Genomic DNA, 18,075 nt, shown 5'->3' on the forward strand with positions numbered 1-18,075 from the left:
TTCTCGACTGACTGCTCTGGCCCACTGTGGAAGCACCTTCTGTGCTCACTGCGGAGCGGGTGGGAATGCGAGGTTCATCCTAAACCATTGACCCCGCAGGCAGTTTCGGGCCTGCTATCAAGCATGTATCTGCGACATGCCACCATCAGGGACATCCGTTCCATCAGAGATCTCACGTGGACGATTCCTCATAAGGGTCCGCTCCCAGGCTGGCATGTCATCATCGGAGATAATGGGGCGGGCAAGAGCACGGTCCTTAGGGCGATCGCCCTCGCACTTGTCGGCCCACGAGAAGCCATTGCACTCCGCCAGGACTGGAACGAGTGGCTACGTTGGGATGCTAGTGCAGGTATTATTGGACTCATTCTCAAGCGAAGTTCAGATCATGATCGCTTTGCAGGAACAGGCAGAAAACCTGCAAGCCAGCTCATTGGCATCTCTCTCACATTTGAACGTTCCCAAAGCGACACGAAGCAGGTACAGCTCACTGCGGCTCGTATAGGGAGACCCAATCCTGAGCGTAGCGTCTGGGGTGATGGAGAGGGTTGGTTCTGCGCCTCATATGGTCCCTTCCGCCGCTTCACCGGTGGAGACAAGGACCAAGAAAAGCTTTTCTATTCCAATCCGAAGCTCGCACGGCACCTATCAGTATTCGGAGAGTCCGTGGCGCTCTCCGAATGCATTGAATGGCTCAAGCTGCTCCAATTCAAGAAACTGGAGAATGACGAAGAAGGAGCGTTACTTGAGCCTCTCAAGAACTTCATCAACCAACCCGAGTTCCTGCCGCATGAGGCTCGGCTCGAATCGATCTCCTCCAAGGGCGTCCGCTTCGTCGACGGGAATGGATGTGAGGTTCCTGTCGAGAACTTGAGCGACGGCTATCGCTCCATCCTGAGCATGACCTTCGAGCTGATCCGCCAACTGGCCAAGACGTACGGTCCGCAGAGGCTCTTCGCTCCAAACGATCCGACGAAGGTCATTGTGCCTGGCGTCGTGCTCATCGATGAAATCGATGCACACCTGCATCCCACATGGCAGCGCCGCGTGGGGCTTTGGTTCCGCGATCATTTTCCCAACATCCAGTTCATCGTCACAACACACAGCCCTCTCATCTGCCAAGCCGCGACCATCGGTAGCATCTTCCGTCTGCCCAAGCCTGGGAGTGAAGAACAAGCAGGAATGGTGACCGGCATCGCCCGGGATCGTCTGCTCTACGGAAACGTCCTGGACGCCTACAGCACCGGAGCCTTCGGCGACGTCCCCACTCGTTCGCCAGAGTCACTGGAAAAGCTCGAACGGTTGGCCATCCTCAACCAGAAGGAACTCGCCGAAGGGCTCTCCGACACCGAGCGAGCGGAGCAGCAGCAGTTGCGCGCCCAGCTTCCAACGGCCGCGAGCGCGCTTCCCTCCGCGGACACGGAGGTCTCAGGGCAGTGATCCAACTCCCAGATATCTCTCTACCCCCAGAGGCGGAGACTCAGCTCCTACAATATCAGAACGAAATCAATGCACTCCCTGATTATGCGGCCCGCGTCGAGCAAGCCCGGTTGCGATTCAGCGCACTGAACAAGAAGGGCAATCCAACGTTCGATAGCGTCAAGGCGAAACTCTCCAGCATGTGCACGGGTGCACGCCGCTGCGCCTATTGCGAGGACTCGGTCGCCGATGAGGTAGAACACATCCGTCCCAAGACGCTCTACCCCGAGTTCGTCTTCGCATGGATGAATTATCTCTATGCATGTGGTCCTTGCAATGTGCCCAAGAACAACAACTTCGCTGTCTTCGCGAACGGAACGGGAGTCCTGACCCAAGTCGCCCGTCGTCGAAAAGACCCTGTGGCGCCTCCTGTTCCAGGCAATCCCGTGCTGCTCGATCCGCGAGTCGAAGACCCAACCGAGTACATGGCCTTGGACCTGCGCGATACCTTCTGGTTTGTCGCGCGCGCGAAGAGCGACACGATTGAGCACAAGCGCGCGGACTACACCATCCGCACCCTCCAACTGAACATCCGTGATTATCTTCCCCGGGCAAGACGCTCCGCATACCTCGACTACCGCGCGCACCTCTCGCACTACGTCCAGGTCCGCAACCAAGCACAGGGCGAAGAACACCTCCTCCGGTTGGCCCAGGAGATCCAGACACGCCAACACCCTTCGGTGTGGAGGGAGATGAAGCGCCAGCACTCACAAATCGAGGAACTGCGGAAGCTCTTTGAAGCGGCGCCGGAAGCACTGGGTTGGTAGTTCCCACGGCGAAGCGCGTCGCGAGGAATCAAAAAGCCCCAAGGCGATGACAACCGCCATACCGGCCAAAAAACCTACATGGGCGAAGGACTGGAGTAGATGCCCGAGAACGCTCAGGGGCCCAAGAGGCCTACGGGAACGTTACTCCGTTGAGGCTCACGCCTCCGGCTCCGGCCTCGCCCGCCCACAACTTGAGCGTGAAGGTGCCACGGGCCTCGTTCTCCGTTGCGTCCATCTCCACGGTGATGTCCCGGGACTCTCCCGGCGGAATGGGTTCCCGGGGCCATACCGTCAGTCCCGACAGGGACGCGTTCCTCGAGTTCACCAAGGCGGCCCCCACCAGTGTCCACGCTACCACACCTTGGTTGCGCAGTTTCACCTGCACGGCGACTCGCCCCAGCCCTGATGGTCCAGCGGTTCGGTAGCTGATGATCTTTTCCGCTGCAAGGGAGCCCCCCGAGCGCTGAATAACATCGGAGGTGATCAATCTGGCGACGACCCCATTTTGGCTCATCCATGCATGGGCAATGAGAGCCGTGAGTCCATCCTGGCCACTGCGCTCGGATTGAAGACGTGCATTCTCCTCCAGGCATTGCTGGACCTCTGCTCGCGCTTGCCGCTCGCCCTGACGGTAGGAGGCCAGCGTGCGCGGGTGGCGAAACACCATCACCTGCCGCTCGGCCTCATACGGATGAATCACCAACAGGAAGGTGACGCTCGCCGGGGCCGCGCCGTCTCCGAAGAAAATCGTTACCGGTACGCGATCGCCATCACGGAAAGCAGGCATGGGGAGCAATCCAAGACCAGCCTCCCCCACCAACACTTGGAACCGCTCACGGAATGCCAGTTCCACACGCGCCACTTTCGCGTCGAAGAAAACGTTGGTGCTGATGTCTGGGCGAATGCACACCACATGCTCCTTGTCGGGAGCATCCGCTTCCAGTTCGATATAGCGTGTGCCGCTCTCGCACGAAGCAAGAGGCACCTGCTCGGATGCCTCGGAGGGCATGGTGCTCAAAACCAGCCGAAGTAACGCAATGGAAGGAAAAGCGAACACGGAGCGGGAATCTCCAACACGAGGGCCTAGCGCTATTCGAATCGATCCACCGTCTCCAACTCCACAATGGGGAAGACCTTGGCTTCCTCACTGTCGGACCTGATGGGCACACCACGCGCGATACCGTCCTCCCGGATAATCAGGCAGACGTTCAACGTGTCCCCAGAGGGAATGATGGCCTGGGTGATGCGGCCATAGACGTACTTCTCTCCAATGAAAAGTCGACCGAGGAGACGGGTCTTGTCGGGCAAGGCAATAGGTCCAGGGTCTCGAGCAGGAAATCCTCCCCACACTCTCCAATTACCTGCCAGATCGAGCACAATGGGGCCATCCCTCACGGGGACGGGCTTTCGTTTTTCCCAATCAGGGAAATGGGCGAAACCAGCGTTCCTGCTCATTCGGCCAAGAGGCAGCCCAAGCTTGACGGTCATGGTTTCGACAGCACCCACCGGACACGCCTCGGGCGGAGGATCCTTGCGGACCTGAACTCCAGGACACGCCACGTTGGCGGCGGCGGTCACGGCGAGCAATGCGTTGGTCCCCATGGAGCCGATTTTCTTCTTCTTCATGCGAGGGTTTTCCGTGCGGAGCATCACGATGGTGACGGACGCGGGGGTGTCCGCCCTCGGAGGCGCCGCGCCAGGGTCAGCTTCGAGTGGCTTCCACGGAGGCGCCACTTCATGGTCATGCACCGCCCAGGGCATCGGGCCCAGGAGTGAAGACTCATCGGGTGGGAACGGCATCCATTCCCACCCGACAGGAGCCGGAGCACGAGAGGGCGATGGGGCGAGCTGGCCCAGCCCCACACCCACTCCGGCGAGACCCAGCCCGGTCATCAGGACGAAGGCGAGCCAACCCTTCCGCGACCGAGTGGGCGGCTCGCTCTTCACCGTGGACGGTTCGGGCAGCGAGGGAGACTCGGCGGGAGGTGGAGGTGGCGGCTTGCCCCGCCTGGGCTTCCGATGAACCCACCGCCGCATCCACTCCGGAGTGTTCTTGTCCGCCAACTCCGGCAGGTGCTCCGTGGAGAGTCCGTCCGCCGTCCAGCCGTAGCACAGGGGCATGTCCCAAGCGGAGTCTCCCCTCGCGTCCTCCAACAGTTTCTCCAGCGCCTCGCTCAACGTCCCCGCGTCCGGCACTCGGGCCTGGGGTTCCCGAGCCAGCAGATGCAGGCACAGCTCGCAGAGCGCCGGGGGGACGCGCGAATTGCGTTCGCGGGGACTCCGGAGCCGGCCCGCGACGATCTCCGCCATCAGCTCATCCTCCGGTCCCTCGAAGGGGTACACGCCTGTGGCGAGCACATAGAGGAGGACCCCCAGCGCATACATCTCATCCGACACCGCGTACTCATAACGCGCGCCTGGCTCGCCAAGGCGGCGCAGGAGGAAGGAGACGGATTCGGGGCTGCGATAGCGAAGGTTGGCGGGGGCCAGGACTTCCCGGGTGGCGGGAGGTGCGTGGGGGAGGAAGCCCGCGCCGAAGTCCACCAGCACCGGCGCTCCGTCCGGATCTCGCACCAGCACGTTGTCGCCCTTCAGGTCCCGATGCAGCACACCCGCCGCGTGCACGGCCTCCAGGGCCCACGAGAGCGGGAGCAGCTTCTCCACCAGTTCGCGGGCACTCGGGTTGGTGTCCTGCGCCCACTGGAAGAGCGTCACGCCCGGCACGTACTCCATGACGAGCACCAGGAACTCGGGCGCCTCCTCGGGCCACTTGAAGTGGCCGCGCAGGGTCACCACGTAGGGGAACTCGTGGGACATCAGGATGAGCAGTTCCCTCCAGCCCCACTCCCCCACGCGCTCCAAGTGGAGGAACTTGAGCGCGCATGGACCGCCATCCCGCGAGGCGAGGAACACCTGACCGTAACCCCCGGCGCCCAGGGGCTTGTCCACCCGGTAGCCGCCCACCACGGAGCCCGGCCGCACCGGCTCCTCCAGCCGGGGCATCACGGCGTACCTCTCTCGAAGGGAGCCGGTCGTGGTAACTGCGGAAGTTCGGTCATGCGCTCGATCTCTGAAGTAGGTACGCTACCAGAAATCGCCGCCGTCCATCCCCAAACTCAGCTCACGAGCCGAACATCCAGTACGGAAAGAGTCACTGCCTGTCCTGCAAGGAGAAGTGCTTGAAGGATGGATGGTGGCCGTGGAGCGCCAACGGCAAGCGCTGTGCGGGAGGATAGGCCGTGAAGACCCGCGAACTCTTCTGGCAGCACGTCATTCAGAAGCGCCATGACCTCCTCATGGCATTGAGCAAGGACAAGGCGGCCTCCTTCGAGGCAGCGGAAAGGGAGTACCTGGGCCTCCAGAAGGATCTGCTGAAGCGAGCGCGCACTGAGTGGGAGCGCAGGCACATCAAACGGCTGATCTCCCAGGACATCTTGAATGAAGCGGACTACAGAGCCCGCGATTGGGCGGAGTTCTCCAGAGCACTCCGCCGGATGCGGCGACTGGGTTACATGGATGCGGACGCACAGTTGCACGCCGCGTGTCTCACGGTCTGGGCGTCGCTCCGCTTCCGGGACAAGGAACCACTGGCCTGGGCGATGATGGAGGATGCGGAACGTCGGCTGCGCCGCATCCGGCGAGGTCACTTCCGGCGTGAAGAAGGATTGGAAACCATCGCGCATGTCCGGGCGCGCGCCTCGCGAAAAGGGCTCTCGCCACCTCCCGCCCCGGAGCCCCCCCGCCGCCGAGCAGCACGCGCCCCCCTCCGCCTCGTCCCTCCCGCGGAGTGAACACGGCTTGCCCCCTCGCCTCGGGACGTGGAAGGGTCCGCGCCCATGAGTTCCGTGCGCCGCGTCATCATCCCCCTGCCCGACCGTGACTTCGATGTGACGGAGGTGGCCGTGCCGTGGCGACTGCTGACGGACACGGGCCACGAGGTGGTGTTCGCCACCGAGAAGGGCCAGGTCGGCGCGGCCGATCCCCTGCTCCTCACGGGCGTGCTCTTCGGCAAGCTCGGCGCGGATCCCGAGCCCAAGCGCTTCTACGAGAAGATGCTCGAGTCGCCCGCCTTCCAGCAGCCCATCACCTGGGACGCGCTCGTCCCCGAGGACTACGACGGCATGGTGCTGCCCGGCGGTCACGCCCCCGGCATGCGCCAGTACCTGGGCAGCGAGACCCTTCAAGCCAAGGTGGCGGCTTTCTGGAAGCTCGGACGGCCCGTGGGCGCCATCTGCCACGGCGTATTGGTGCTCGCACGGGCGAAGGATCCCGCCACCGGAAAGAGCCTGCTCGCGGGCGAGCGCACCACGTGCCTGCCCAAGTACATGGAGCGCGCGGCGTACTTCCTCACGGCGTGGAAGCTCGGGCGCTACTACCGCACCTATCCCGCCTACGTGGAGGAGGAGGTACGGGACGCCCTCGCGACCCCGGAGCAGTTCGAGCGTGGCCCCCGTGAGTACTCCCGGCGAGGCACCGCCACGGACCACTCGCCCGCCTTCGTGGTGGAAAGCGGACGGTACATCTCGGCGCGTTGGCCCGGCGATGCCTATCTGTTCGCGGAACGCTTCCGTGCGAAGCTCGAGGCGTACGTGAAATGAGGCCGTCCACTCCGGGGGTGACACCGTGAAGAACAAGCGCTCGTCTGGTTCCAAGCCTGGCTTCCAACCCACCGCCCATCCCAAGAAACAGGGCAATCCCGTCTCCAAGATGACCCAGGTGGCCGGCCGCCGGATCGGGGGCGCGCTGAGGGCGGAGCAGGCCCGTCAGCAGAAGCGCAAGGACTCGCGCTGAGCACGTCCCTCGGGTGAGGGCGGCCGGGCAGGCGTTGAAAGCAGGGTGGTCTCGTTCCCGAGGTGAGACTGCGCGTATGCTGCCGCCCGCTCATGCTCCCCTACGCCGCGACCCTCTTCCTCAGCGCGTTCCTGCTCTTCGGAGTGCAGCCCCTGGCGGGCAAGTACTCCCTGCCGTGGTTCGGTGGCACCTCGGCCGTCTGGACGACGTGCATGCTGTTCTTCCAGGCGATGCTCTTGGGGGGCTACGCCTACTCGTACGCCACCACGCGGTGGCTGACGCCCAAGCGGCAGGCGCGGGTACACCTGGGGCTGCTCGGGCTCACGGTGGCGGTGTTGCTGGGACGCGCGGTGGTGCTGGGCTCGCCCGTGGCCCCGGGCCCCGAGTGGCGCCCCGCGGCGGATGGCATCTCCACTTGGCGGCTGTTGGCGATGCTCGCGGCGACCCTGGGCCTGCCCTTCTTCACGCTGTCCACCTCGGCGCCGCTGCTGCAGAGCTGGTTCAGCCGCGCGAAGCCGGGCGTGTCCCCCTACCGGCTCTATGCCCTGTCCAACACGGGCTCGCTCCTGGCGCTGCTGGCCTATCCGCTGCTCGCCGAGCCCTGGCTGAGCCGGGGCACCCAGGCGTGGGCATGGGGCCTGGGCTTCCTGCTGTTCGCGGCGGGCAGCGCGGTGTGCGCCCGGGGCATGCTGCGGCTCCAGCCGGCGGCGGCCCCCGCCGTCGAGGAGAAGAAGCCCGAGGCGGGCACGGAGGAGAGCGAGGACGAGTCCCCCGGGGTGCTGCGCACGCTGGGCTGGCTGGGCCTGAGCAGCCTGGCCTCGGTGCTGCTCACGGCCACGACGAACCAGATGTCGCAGGACGTGTCCGCGGGCCCGTTCGTCTGGGTGCTCCCGCTGGCGCTCTACCTGCTCACCTTCATCATCGCCTTCGAGCGCGAGGCGCTCTACTCGCGCACGGGCACCGCGCTGTTGCTGCTCGGCTCGGTGTACGGCGTGGCGCGCATCACCTACGAGGGCCCCCACGTGCCGCTGCCGGTGCAGGTGCTCGTGTACTGCCTCACCCTGTTCTCCGGGGCGCTCCTGTGCAACGGCGAGCTGTACCGGCTGCGGCCCGCGCCGCGCCACCTCGGGGCCTTCTATCTGTGGGGCTCGGTGGGCGGCTTCGTGGGCACGGCGATCGTGAACCTGGTGGCGCCCAACGTGCTGCACACCTACCTGGAGTTCCCCTTGTCGCTCAGCGCGTGCTGCCTGCTCGCGGCGATGCTGCTCTTGCGGCGCGCGGATGACGAGAGCATCCCCCGGGCCGCCGTGCGCTTCGCGCCCGCGCTGGGCCTGCTGCTCGTGTCGGTGGGCGTGCACCTGGCGGACGCGGACACCCGCCGTCCGCTGGACTCCTGGCGCGGCTTCTTCGGCGTGGTGCAGGTGGGGCAGAACAAGAAGCCCGACCACGAGAACCATGCCTACCTCTTGCGCCACGGCGTCATCATCCACGGCGTGCAGTACACGCAGGGTGACCGGCGGCTGAAGCCCACGGCCTACTACACGCCCGACAGCGGGCTCGGTCTGGCCATGCAGGAGCAGCGCCGGCTGCGTCAGGTGGCGGGCAAGGCGCCGGGGCTGAACATCGGCGTGTTGGGCCTGGGCATCGGCACCACGGCGGCGCTCGCCCAGCCCGAGGACACGCTGCGCTTCTATGAAATCAATCCCCAGGTCATCGAGCTGGCCGAGGGCAAGGGCAACTACTTCACCTTCCTCAAGGACACGAAGGCGAAGTACAGCATCCACGAGGGCGACGCGCGCATCCTCCTGGAGCAGGAATTGGCGAAGGGCCAGCCGCAGGGCTTCGACGTGCTCGCGGTGGACGTGTTCAGCTCGGACTCCATCCCCGTGCACCTGCTCACCGAGGAGGCCGTGGCCATCTACCGCCAGCACCTGGCGCCGGGGGGTGTCATCGCCCTGCACATCAGCAACGTGCACCTGGACCTGCTGCCCATTCCGCTCGCGCACGCGCACAACCTCGGCATGCACCTCACGCGCGTGCACACCAAGGGCAACGACGAGGGCGAGAGCGAGGACAACACCTGGGTGCTGCTCGCGCCGGACAGGGACTTCTCGCGCGGGGAGACGTTCCTCGCCGAGAGCGACGAGCGGGTGAAGCGGCTCGCGTACGACATCACCCCGCCCACGCGCTGGACGGATGACTTGAGCAGCCTGTTGCCCGTCATCCGCACCACGGACGAGCCGGACCGCTCGGGCATCCGCGTGGAGGCCGCGGAGAAGCCCGCCCCGGTGGCGGCCCCCGCGGTCCCCTGACACGCCGGCGGGTGGCTACAGCCGCCCGTCGAGGAAGTTGCGCACCAGCTTGGGGCCCTCGGGCGTCAGGACACTCTCCGGGTGGAACTGCACGCCCACCACGGGCAGGGTGCGATGGCGCAGGCCCATGATGAGGCCATCGGGGGACCACGCCGTGGCCTCCAGCTCGCGCGGCAGGCTCGCGACGTCCACCACCAGCGAGTGGTAGCGCGCGGCCTGAAAGCCCACGGGCAGGCCCGCGAAGAGGCTCTGGCCCTCGTGGCGCACGGACACCGTCTTGCCGTGCACCGGCTCGGGAGCGCGCACCACCCGGCCGCCGAACACGGCGCCGATGGACTGGTGGCCCAGGCACACGCCGAGCACCGGCACCTTCGAGGCGCGGATGGCCGCCATGCTCACCCCGGCCTCGTTCGGCGTGCAGGGCCCCGGAGACACCACCAGGTGCGACGCACCCGAGGCCGCCACGCCCGCGGCGTCGATCTCATCGTTGCGCGCCACCTTCACCTCGGCGCCCATCGTGTAGAGCAGCTGCACCAGGTTGAAGGTGAACGAGTCGTAATTGTCGATGACGAGGATCATCGCACGCCTCCCTCTCGGGCCTGCTTGAGGGCCGTGGCGAGCACGCGCGCCTTGGCCTCGGTCTCATCCGCTTCCTTCGAGGGCACCGAGTCGGCCACGAGCCCCGCGCCCGCCTGCCACATGGTGCGGTCCCCATCGATGTAGAAGGTGCGCAGGGCGATGGCCAGGTCCAGCGCGCCGCAGAAGGACAGGTAGCCCACGGCGCCCGCGTAGGGGCCGCGGCGCATGGGCTCCAGGTCGTCGATGATCTGCATGGCGCGGATCTTCGGTGCCCCGGAGACGGTGCCCGCGGGGAACGTCCAGGCGAGCGCGTCGAGCGCGTCGTACTTCGCGTCGAGCCGGCCGCGCACCTGCGAGACGATGTGCATCACGTGGCTGTAGCGCTCGATGACCATCAGGTCCTCGACGCGCACCGAGCCCGGAGCGGCCACGCGGCCCACGTCGTTGCGGCCCAGGTCCACGAGCATCATGTGCTCGGCGCGCTCCTTCTCGTCGGCGAGCAGTTCCTTCTCCAGCGCCAGGTCCTCGGCCTCGGTGGCGCCGCGGCGGCGGGTGCCAGCGATGGGGCGCACCACCACGTCCCCGTCGCGCACCTGCACGAGCAGCTCCGGCGAGGCCCCCACGAGCGCGCGAGACTCGCCCATGTCCAGGTGGAAGAGGTAGGGCGAGGGGTTGATGCGGCGCAGGGCGCGGTAGAGCGAGAGCGGCGGAGGAGCGCCCCGGGCCTCGAAGCGGCGGGCGAGCACCACCTGCATGCAGTCACCGGCGCGGATGTATTCCTTCACGCGCTCCACGGCGGCTTCGTAGCTGGCGCGATCCCACGCGACCTTGACCTCCAGTTCCCCCTGGGCGGCGGGCTCGGGGGCGTAGGCCTCCGCGGAGATGGGACGCAGCAGGCGCTGGGCGAGTGATTCCGCGCGGGCCTGCGCATCCGCGAGCGCCTCGGCGACGCTGCCATGGAGCGTGGGCCGGGCGATGGCGGTGGCCTGGAGCGTCTGGGAGCGCGAGTCGAGGGTGACGAAGTCGTCGCACAGCAGCCACTCGGAGTCGGGGAAGGACACGTCCGAGGAGTGCCGGTCGGGCACGTGGCGCTCGAACCAGGACATGCAGTTGTAGCCGAGGTAGCCCACGAGACCACCGAGGAATGGGGGCTCGCCGGGAAGCATGGCCACGGCGTTCTCACGCCAGACGGTGCGCAGCACGTCCAGGGGCTTGCCCTCCATGCGCCGCGACTCCTTGCCGCGCCAGAGGGTGCCACCCTGGGCGTCGAGCCTCAGCCGACCCGCGGGCGCGGGGCCCACGTGGCTGTAGCGGCCGAAGCGCTCGCCTCCGTGGCAGGACTCCAGAATGAAGCCGTCCGCCCCCCCGAGCTTGAGGTAGGCGGACAGCGGGGTATCGAGGTCGGCGGGGAGCTCGACCGAGACAGGCACCGCCTCCCCCTTCTCCGCGCGCTGGCGATAGGCCGCCTTGCGCTCCTGAGCTTTCATCTCGTTCCTCGGCATGGATTGGACTTCCGTTATCCCCCTTCCGAGGCATCGTCAGCAACCCGCGGACGGCTGTCAGCGCGCGAAAGCCGTGCGCAAGGGCCGGATGGCCACGAAGCCCAACAGGGCGGCGGCTGCCCAGCGGCCCCAGTGGGAGCGCGCCTCCACCACGGGGTGGTTGCGAGGGGCGTGTTCGGCGAAGAGCTGCACCATGCCCTTGAGGAAATGACGCATGTCCTGGGGGCCCCGGCTGGAGAACCAGCGCTCGTCGCGGACTCCGGGCTCGTCCAGCCATTTGGCGCCCGCGTTGCGCAGGTCGTCCTTGATGCCCGGCCAGGCCGACAGCTTGCGCCCGCTCACCAGCCCCGCGGACACGAGCACCCACGGGCCATGGCACAGGGTGGCGATGGGACGCCCGAGCCGGTCGATTTCCCGGACGAAGTCGAGCGCCGCTTCACTCTGCCGGAGCGCGTCCGGGTTCTGGAAGCCACCTGGGATCAGGAGCGCGTCGAAGTCCTTGGGGCGGACCCGGTCCACGGTCTCGTCCACCGGAACCTTCTTGCCCGGCCACATGAAGTGGATGCCGCGAATCTTCCCCTTGTGGAGCGAGACGATGTCCACCTGGGCCCCCCGCCTGCGCAGGGCCTTCACGGGGAGCGTGAGCTCCACCTGCTCGAAACCGTCCGTGGCCAGCACGCCAACCCGGATGCCCTTCAACGTCTTCCTCGCCATGCCCGTGCCTCCCCAACTCGTGGTCTTTTGGAGGGAAAGATCGGCGCCCGACCGCGCCGCGGCAGCCCAGGCTCCCCGGATCGAGGAGGGAGCGGGGAGGCATACGGTCCCCTCGGGGAAGGGCGAGGCCCGCCCGGCTGGCGGCTCCCCACACGGCCAGGGCCGCCCCGGCAGGGCCGTATCCTTATATTGGGGAGAGGGTGGAGCCAACCCATCAACCGGGGAGGGAGCACCATGTCGAAGGCCTTCACCAAGGAGGACTCGGGGGGAGAGGAGGCCCTCCTGCCCCCGCGTGTCCGCTCGGCGTCGGGAGAGGAGCGCTACATCACCGCCGAGGGCTATCGGGCCTTGCAGGAGGAACTCGCGGCGCTCTCGGTGCCTCTGTCCCGCGAACAGAAGGAGGCCCAGGCGCTCACGGCCGAGGGGGTGGCCCGGCAGCGGGCCCACCGGGCGCGACAGGTGGCGGCCATCCTGGAGGAGGTCCGGGTGGTGGCGGACGTGCCGGATGAGACCCGGGTCTTCTTTGGAGCCTGGGTAACGCTGGAGGACGAGGAAGGCGAGGAGACGTCCTACCGCATCGTGGGCGTGGACGAGGCGGACGTGAAGGAGGGCCGGCTCAGTGTGGAGTCACCCCTGGCACGAGCCCTGCTTGGCAAGGAGGAAGGAGAATCCGTCCGGGTCGAGCGTCCACGCGGCGCCATCGAGTACACCCTCACCCAGGTGTCCTACCGGCCGCCGGCCAGCTGAGGCCTCCAGCCTGGGCCCCCTCAGCGCTGTTTGGGCTCCATCATCCGCGAGGCGATGCGGTCCACCACGCCTGGCAGGAGCGCCCGGAGCGCCAGCATCACCCGGGGGACGGGAATCATCAGCAGTTCGCGCTCGCGCCGCTCCATGGCCCGGAGGATGAGGGCCGCGCACGTGGCGGCGTCCATGATGCGCTTGCCCTTCACCTCGAAGATGTCCCCATGGCCCACCGTGCCATCCGGGCCGAGCGCCCGGGCGCGGATGGGGGTGGCGACGAAGCCGGGACACACGACGAGCACGTCCACGCCACTGCCGCGCAGTTCGATGCGCAAGGAGTCGAAGAAACCCTGCATCGCGTGCTTGGTCGCGGCATAGCCGCTGCGGCCCGGCACGCCGCACTTGCCCGTCAGGGACGACACGGCCACGAGGAGCCCGCGGCGTGCCTTGAGGTGGGGCAGCGCATGGTGGGTGCAGTAGACCGAGCCCAGGTAGTTCACCCGCATGAGGCGCTCGAAGAGGGACAGGTCCGTCACCTCCTCGAAGAACCCGCGCATGGTGACTCCGGCGTTGTTCACCAGGGCGTCGATTCCCCCGAAGACCTCCAGGGCGCGCGCCACCAGGAGGCGGCAGGCCTCGGGCTCGCCCACATCGGTGGGAACCACGAGGGCGCGTCCTCCCGCCCGCTCACAACGCTCGCGCACCCGGTGGAGCGCCACCTCGTCCCTCGCCGCGAGCACCACCCGGGCTCCGCGCGCCGCGAGCGCCACCGCCAGTTCCTCCCCGATGCCCGAGGAGGCTCCCGTGATGACCACTGTCTGTTCCTTCATGGAGGCCATGCTCTCACTCCCGTTGCATGAAAGGGGAGTCATCTGGTCCCCATTCCAGGGCCGCGCGTCGCGAGCGGCGAGGCTTTCAACCTCCCTTCCATATTCCAGAAGAGAACGTCATCGCCTTTGCTTTCTGATCGCGCCAGGAGGCTTGGGTCGTGGTATCCCGCGCGCCGCGCACTCTGTAGAGCGGAACACAGAAAGGTTGACAGCCTGAGAATGATGCCCGATGGTCACGCGCCGCGTTGGGACGGGACGAGGAGGATCGACCCCGCCCACGCCATCTCTTCCGAGGGTTGGGGTCGGGTGTCTCCGCGAATCTCCTATCAAGGTAGGAGTCCTCGCAGCCTTAGCAACGCCGTGCATGCGCTTCTTGTTCCAGTCTCCCCGAGCCTTTCTCCGGTCCCATCGCCCCGTCCTCCCGGCAGCGACGTCCGGAGTGGTCCACTGACTAGCCCCCTGGTCCTGGTATGAGCGGTCCTCTCTTCCCACGCTGGACGAACACGGTGTCGCGGGCTTCGGCCGCGGCGCTCCTTGCCCTCCCCGCGATCGCGCTTGGCGGTCTGATGGCGTACGTACGGTCTCCGTTCGTCACCAACCAGCACCGCCCGATCGAACAGCCGATCGAGTTCGATCACCGGCACCACGCCGGCGACGAGCAGATCGACTGTCGCTACTGCCACTTCTCGGTAGAGAAGTCGCCGTCGGCGGGCATTCCATCCACCACGGTCTGCATGTCCTGCCACGCGCAGGTGTGGAACAAGAGCCCGTACCTGGCGCAGGTACGTCAGGCCTACTTCACGGACCAGGCGATTCCGTGGGTGCGAATCCACAACCTGCCGGACTTCGTCTACTTCAACCACGCCATCCACGTGTCCAAGGGTGTCGGCTGCGTCACGTGCCATGGCCGGGTGGATGAGATGGGCGCCATCGAGCAGGTGGCTCCCCTCACCATGCAGTGGTGCCTGGACTGCCACCGCAACCCCGGGCCGAACCTGCGTCCGCAGGAGTTCATCACCAGCCTGACCTGGGCGCCGCCCACGGATCCGGCCCAGGCGAAGGAACTCGCGGACAAGCTGTCCACCGAGAACGACGTTCACTCGCGCACGAGCTGCTCCACATGCCACCGCTGAAGCCCACGCTCGACGGAGCCCCCATGAAGGACACCCCCGCTTCCTTCGCCCTGCCGGTTGTTTCGGACGCGGCCGCCCCGGCGCATGCCCACGAGCACGGGCATGACATCGTGGGCGAGGCGTTCGACCACGCGGCCGCGCAGAGCGCCCACACCTCGACCACCGAGGGTGCCTACGGCAAGACCTACTGGCGCAGCCTGGAGGAGAAGCTCGGCCAGCCCGACGACCTCGAGGAGAGCCGCCCCGAGTTCCCCGAGGGCGCGGACCTGCCGCCCACGGGCGTCGCCCGCCGCCAGTTCATGCAGCTGCTCGGCGCGTCGCTCGCGATGGCCGGCGCCACCGCCTGCTCCACCCGTCCGGTGGACGAGCGCATGGTGCCCTACACCCGCACGCCGCCGGAGCTGGTCCCGGGCAACCCCCTGACCTACGCCTCGGGCATGACGTTCGGCGGACACACCTCCGGCGTGCTCATCACCGCGCGCGAGGGCCGTCCCATCAAGGTCGAGGGCAACCCGCAGCACCCGGTGAACCTGGGCGCCGCCGGTGTGTTCGAGCAGGCCTTCCTGATGTCCTTGTATGACCCGCAGCGCGCGCGCGTGCTGCGCTACCGCAAGGAGCCCCGCTCGCTGCGCACCTTCGGTGAGGACCTGGGCAACACGCTCATCCGCTCCGTGCAGGCCAACGGTGGCGGCCGGGTGCGCTTCCTCACCGAGCCCAACACCTCGCCGGTGTTCGACCACCTGAGCTCGCGCGTGAAGGAGCGGCTGCCCAACGCCCGCTTCCAGGCCTACACCTCCGTGGGCCCGGACGCGGCCAGCGAGGGTCTGCGCGCGGTGTTCGGCCAGCCGGCCCACCCGCTGTACGACTTCTCCAAGGCGGACGTCGTCGTCTCGCTGGACGCGGACTTCCTCGAGAGCCGCCCGGCGAACCTCGCCTACGCCCGCGCCTTCGCCAAGCGGCGTGACCCGGCCGAGGGCGAGCTCAACCGCCTCTACGTGGCCGAGCCGCGCTACACCATCACCGGTGGCATGGCGGACCACCGCCTGCGCGCGCGCTCCCAGGAGCTCATCGCCATCGCCGCGGCCCTCGCCTCGAGCGTCGGCGGCCAGGCGGCGAGCCTCGGTGCCGCCGCCAGCCAGAAGGCGAAGCTCAACGAGCACCACCAGAAGTGGGTGGACGCCGTCGCCGCCGACCTCAAGGCCCACACGGGCCGCTCCGTGGTGCTCGCCGGTGAGCGGCAGCCCGCCGCGGTGCACGCCCTGGCCGCCGCCATCAACGCGGCGCTCGGCAACGCGGGGCAGACGGTCAGCTACGTGCCCCACACCTTCACCGAGGCCAGCGACGCCGCCAGCCTGCGTCCCCTCGTGGAGGAGCTGAACGCCGGCGCGGTGGACATCCTCGTCATCACCGCCTGGAACCCCGTCTACCGCGCCCCCGCGGACCTGGGCCTCCAGGACGCGCTGGACCCGGCGAAGAACCCCAACCGCGGCAAGCTCACGGTCATCTACACCTCGCTCTTCGAGGACGAGACGAGCGCGTACGCCGACTGGTTCATCCCGGCCGCGCACGAGCTGGAGTCCTGGAGCGATGGCCGCTCGCACGACGGAACCATCTCCATCGTGCAGCCGCTCGTGCAACCCATCTTCAACGGCGTGCCCACCACGGAGCTGCTCGCGCTCTTCCTCGGTGAGCCGTACCGCGGCAGCTACCAGATCCTCCGGGACTTCTGGCGGGTCCGCTCCGCCGCGGGCGAGGACTTCGAGACGCCGTGGGAGACGTGGGTGTCCGTGGGCATCGTGCCCAACAGCGCCTCGGCCCCCCTGGCCTCCGCCACGCTCAACGCCGAGGGCGCCAGCGCCCTGGTGAACGCCTACAAGGCCCCCGCCTCCGAGGGCCTCGAGGTGAACTTCGTCGCCGACTACAAGGTCTACGACGGCCAGTTCGCCAACATGTCCTGGCTGCAGGAGCTGCCGGATCCCATCTCGAAGATGACGTGGGACAACGCGGCCTACCTGAGCCCCACCACCGCCCGGGAGCTGAACCTGCAGCCCGGCGACGTGGCGACGCTCTCCTACGGCGGCCGCACGCTGGACGTCCCCATCTGGGTCATCCCCGGCACGGCGGACAACGTCGTGGTGCTCCCGCTGGGCTACGGCCGCACGGGCGTGTTCGAGACGGTGGCCAAGGAAGTGGGCTTCAACGCCAACCGCGTGCGCAGCATCAACGCGCCCTGGTTCGACGGCGGAGCGAAGCTGGAGAAGAAGGCCAGCACCCACAAGTTCTCGCTCACCCAGCAGCACTGGCGCACCGAGGGCCGTCCCATCGCCCTCGACATGTCGGTGGAGCAGTTCCGCGCCGAGTTGGAGAAGGACAAGCGCAAGGAGAGCTCCATCTTCGCCCGCGTGAAGGGCGAGCAGGTCAACCTGATGCCGGACGTCACGGACACGACGACCAGCCGCGGGGAGAAGGGCCACCAGGGCTACAAGTGGGCCATGGCCATCGACCTGGCGCGCTGCACGGGTTGCGCCGCGTGCGTGGTGGCCTGCCAGTCGGAGAACAACATCCCCGTCGTGGGCAAGGAGCAGGTGGCCCGCAGCCGCGAGATGCAGTGGCTGCGCATCGACCGCTACTTCTCCGGCAACGAGCTGAATGATCCCGAGATGATCATGCAGCCCGTCGCCTGCGTGCACTGCGAGAAGGCGCCGTGCGAGTACGTGTGCCCGGTGAACGCCACCGTCCACTCGGACGAGGGCCTCAACGACATGGTGTACAACCGCTGCGTCGGCACGCGTTACTGCTCGAACAACTGCCCGTACAAGGTCCGCCGCTTCAACTACCTGCACTACACCGCGGACAAGACGCCCACGCAGAAGATGATGATGAACCCGGACGTCACGGTGCGTAACCGCGGCGTCATGGAGAAGTGCACCTACTGCGTGCAGCGCATCGAGCGCGTGCGCATCAAGGCCCGGGTCGAGAAGCGCTCCATCTTCGAGAAGGAGCTGCAGACGGCCTGCCAGCAGACGTGCCCCACCGAGGCCATCGTCTTCGGCACCTTGAGCGACCCGAACTCCACGGTCAGCAAGCACCACCAGGACGAGCGCGCGTACAAGCTGCTCAAGGAACTGGGCACTCAGCCGCGCACCGCCCACCTCATCCGTCTTCGCAACCCCAATCCCGCCCTCGCGTCCGCCGCGCACTCCGCGGAGCACGAAGGAGGCCACTAAGCC

At 67.2% G+C, this 18,075-nt stretch carries 15 protein-coding genes; 9 read left to right on the forward strand and 6 right to left on the reverse strand.

The annotated features are described in order from the left end of the window. Positions 1–123 precede the first annotated feature (123 nt). Positions 124–1,437 (forward strand): AAA family ATPase, encoded by a 1,314-nt coding sequence (locus MEBOL_RS09290; protein WP_095977079.1) that lies wholly within the window; start codon positions 124–126, stop codon positions 1,435–1,437. Next, complete coding sequence (locus MEBOL_RS09295) at positions 1,434–2,243, forward strand: HNH endonuclease family protein (RefSeq protein WP_095977080.1); 810 nt, start codon at positions 1,434–1,436, stop codon at positions 2,241–2,243. The genes MEBOL_RS09290 and MEBOL_RS09295 overlap by 4 nt, the downstream gene beginning before the upstream one ends. A gap of 130 nt (positions 2,244–2,373) precedes the next feature. Here the strand turns inward: MEBOL_RS09295 and MEBOL_RS09300 are convergent, their stop codons facing one another. Together MEBOL_RS09300 and MEBOL_RS09305 are read right to left on the reverse strand one after the other, a co-directional pair. Further along, positions 2,374–3,300, reverse strand: a complete 927-nt coding sequence (locus MEBOL_RS09300) for a DUF2381 family protein (RefSeq protein WP_095977081.1) — start codon at positions 3,298–3,300, stop codon at positions 2,374–2,376. Positions 3,301–3,332: 32 nt separating this feature from the next. Continuing rightward, positions 3,333–5,246 carry a serine/threonine protein kinase gene (locus MEBOL_RS09305; RefSeq protein ID WP_095977082.1) on the reverse strand — a complete coding sequence of 638 codons (1,914 nt, stop codon included), beginning with the start codon at positions 5,244–5,246 and terminating at the stop codon, positions 3,333–3,335. A gap of 236 nt (positions 5,247–5,482) precedes the next feature. Here MEBOL_RS09305 and MEBOL_RS09310 point away from each other — a divergent pair, with 236 nt between their 5' ends. From MEBOL_RS09310 to MEBOL_RS09320, 4 genes are all read left to right on the forward strand, one after another. After that, positions 5,483–6,034: a hypothetical protein gene (locus MEBOL_RS09310; protein ID WP_095977083.1), complete on the forward strand. Its 552-nt coding sequence runs from the start codon at positions 5,483–5,485 to the stop codon at positions 6,032–6,034. Between the two features lie 45 nt (positions 6,035–6,079). Then, positions 6,080–6,841: a type 1 glutamine amidotransferase domain-containing protein gene (locus MEBOL_RS09315; protein ID WP_095977084.1), complete on the forward strand. Its 762-nt coding sequence runs from the start codon at positions 6,080–6,082 to the stop codon at positions 6,839–6,841. A gap of 25 nt (positions 6,842–6,866) precedes the next feature. Then, positions 6,867–7,034 (forward strand): hypothetical protein, encoded by a 168-nt coding sequence (locus MEBOL_RS41025; protein ID WP_157774836.1) that lies wholly within the window; start codon positions 6,867–6,869, stop codon positions 7,032–7,034. A 92-nt stretch (positions 7,035–7,126) separates the two neighbouring features. Continuing rightward, complete coding sequence (locus tag MEBOL_RS09320; protein ID WP_095977085.1) at positions 7,127–9,346, forward strand: spermidine synthase; 2,220 nt, start codon at positions 7,127–7,129, stop codon at positions 9,344–9,346. Between the two features lie 15 nt (positions 9,347–9,361). Here MEBOL_RS09320 and MEBOL_RS09325 read toward each other — a convergent pair whose 3' ends face one another. From MEBOL_RS09325 to MEBOL_RS09335, 3 genes are all read right to left on the reverse strand, one after another. Continuing rightward, positions 9,362–9,925, reverse strand: a complete 564-nt coding sequence (locus MEBOL_RS09325) for an anthranilate synthase component II (RefSeq protein ID WP_095977086.1) — start codon at positions 9,923–9,925, stop codon at positions 9,362–9,364. Further along, complete coding sequence (locus MEBOL_RS09330; protein ID WP_095977087.1) at positions 9,922–11,412, reverse strand: anthranilate synthase component I family protein; 1,491 nt, start codon at positions 11,410–11,412, stop codon at positions 9,922–9,924. The genes MEBOL_RS09325 and MEBOL_RS09330 overlap by 4 nt, the downstream gene beginning before the upstream one ends. Positions 11,413–11,484: 72 nt before the next feature. Continuing rightward, positions 11,485–12,141 (reverse strand): type 1 glutamine amidotransferase domain-containing protein, encoded by a 657-nt coding sequence (locus MEBOL_RS09335; RefSeq protein ID WP_095977088.1) that lies wholly within the window; start codon positions 12,139–12,141, stop codon positions 11,485–11,487. Positions 12,142–12,375: 234 nt separating this feature from the next. Here MEBOL_RS09335 and MEBOL_RS09340 point away from each other — a divergent pair, with 234 nt between their 5' ends. Beyond that, a complete protein-coding gene (locus tag MEBOL_RS09340; protein WP_095977089.1) occupies positions 12,376–12,888 on the forward strand; it encodes a GreA/GreB family elongation factor in 513 nt (170 codons plus the stop codon). Positions 12,889–12,908: 20 nt separating this feature from the next. On the opposite strand, the gene MEBOL_RS09345 is transcribed toward MEBOL_RS09340, so the two are convergent. Next, complete coding sequence (locus tag MEBOL_RS09345; protein ID WP_095977090.1) at positions 12,909–13,721, reverse strand: SDR family oxidoreductase; 813 nt, start codon at positions 13,719–13,721, stop codon at positions 12,909–12,911. A 461-nt stretch (positions 13,722–14,182) separates the two neighbouring features. Between MEBOL_RS09345 and MEBOL_RS09350 the strand changes: the two genes are divergently transcribed. Then, on the forward strand, positions 14,183–14,845 hold the full coding sequence (locus tag MEBOL_RS09350; protein ID WP_095977091.1) for a cytochrome c3 family protein: 663 nt from the start codon (positions 14,183–14,185) through the stop codon (positions 14,843–14,845). Continuing rightward, the gene (locus MEBOL_RS09355) at positions 14,833–18,072 is read left to right on the forward strand and encodes a TAT-variant-translocated molybdopterin oxidoreductase (protein WP_245919600.1); all 3,240 of its coding nucleotides are present in this window, start codon (positions 14,833–14,835) and stop codon (positions 18,070–18,072) included. The genes MEBOL_RS09350 and MEBOL_RS09355 overlap by 13 nt, the downstream gene beginning before the upstream one ends. Positions 18,073–18,075 lie beyond the last annotated feature (3 nt).

The organism is Melittangium boletus DSM 14713, assembly GCF_002305855.1.
Classification (GTDB): Bacteria; Myxococcota; Myxococcia; order Myxococcales; family Myxococcaceae; genus Cystobacter; species Cystobacter boletus.

What these genes read in the sequence shown, in the direction of transcription:
- MEBOL_RS09290 (WP_095977079.1), top strand. Translation starts at nt 124, where the DNA reads ATGTATCTGCGACATGCCACCATCAGGGACATCCGTTCCATCAGAGAT.
- MEBOL_RS09305 (WP_095977082.1), bottom strand. Translation starts at nt 5,246, where the DNA reads ATGCCCCGGCTGGAGGAGCCGGTGCGGCCGGGCTCCGTGGTGGGCGGC.
- MEBOL_RS09315 (WP_095977084.1), top strand. Translation starts at nt 6,080, where the DNA reads ATGAGTTCCGTGCGCCGCGTCATCATCCCCCTGCCCGACCGTGACTTC.
- MEBOL_RS09320 (WP_095977085.1), top strand. Translation starts at nt 7,127, where the DNA reads ATGCTCCCCTACGCCGCGACCCTCTTCCTCAGCGCGTTCCTGCTCTTC.
- MEBOL_RS09325 (WP_095977086.1), bottom strand. Translation starts at nt 9,925, where the DNA reads ATGATCCTCGTCATCGACAATTACGACTCGTTCACCTTCAACCTGGTG.
- MEBOL_RS09330 (WP_095977087.1), bottom strand. Translation starts at nt 11,412, where the DNA reads ATGAAAGCTCAGGAGCGCAAGGCGGCCTATCGCCAGCGCGCGGAGAAG.
- MEBOL_RS09335 (WP_095977088.1), bottom strand. Translation starts at nt 12,141, where the DNA reads ATGGCGAGGAAGACGTTGAAGGGCATCCGGGTTGGCGTGCTGGCCACG.
- MEBOL_RS09340 (WP_095977089.1), top strand. Translation starts at nt 12,376, where the DNA reads ATGTCGAAGGCCTTCACCAAGGAGGACTCGGGGGGAGAGGAGGCCCTC.
- MEBOL_RS09345 (WP_095977090.1), bottom strand. Translation starts at nt 13,721, where the DNA reads ATGGCCTCCATGAAGGAACAGACAGTGGTCATCACGGGAGCCTCCTCG.
- MEBOL_RS09350 (WP_095977091.1), top strand. Translation starts at nt 14,183, where the DNA reads ATGAGCGGTCCTCTCTTCCCACGCTGGACGAACACGGTGTCGCGGGCT.
- MEBOL_RS09355 (WP_245919600.1), top strand. Translation starts at nt 14,833, where the DNA reads ATGCCACCGCTGAAGCCCACGCTCGACGGAGCCCCCATGAAGGACACC.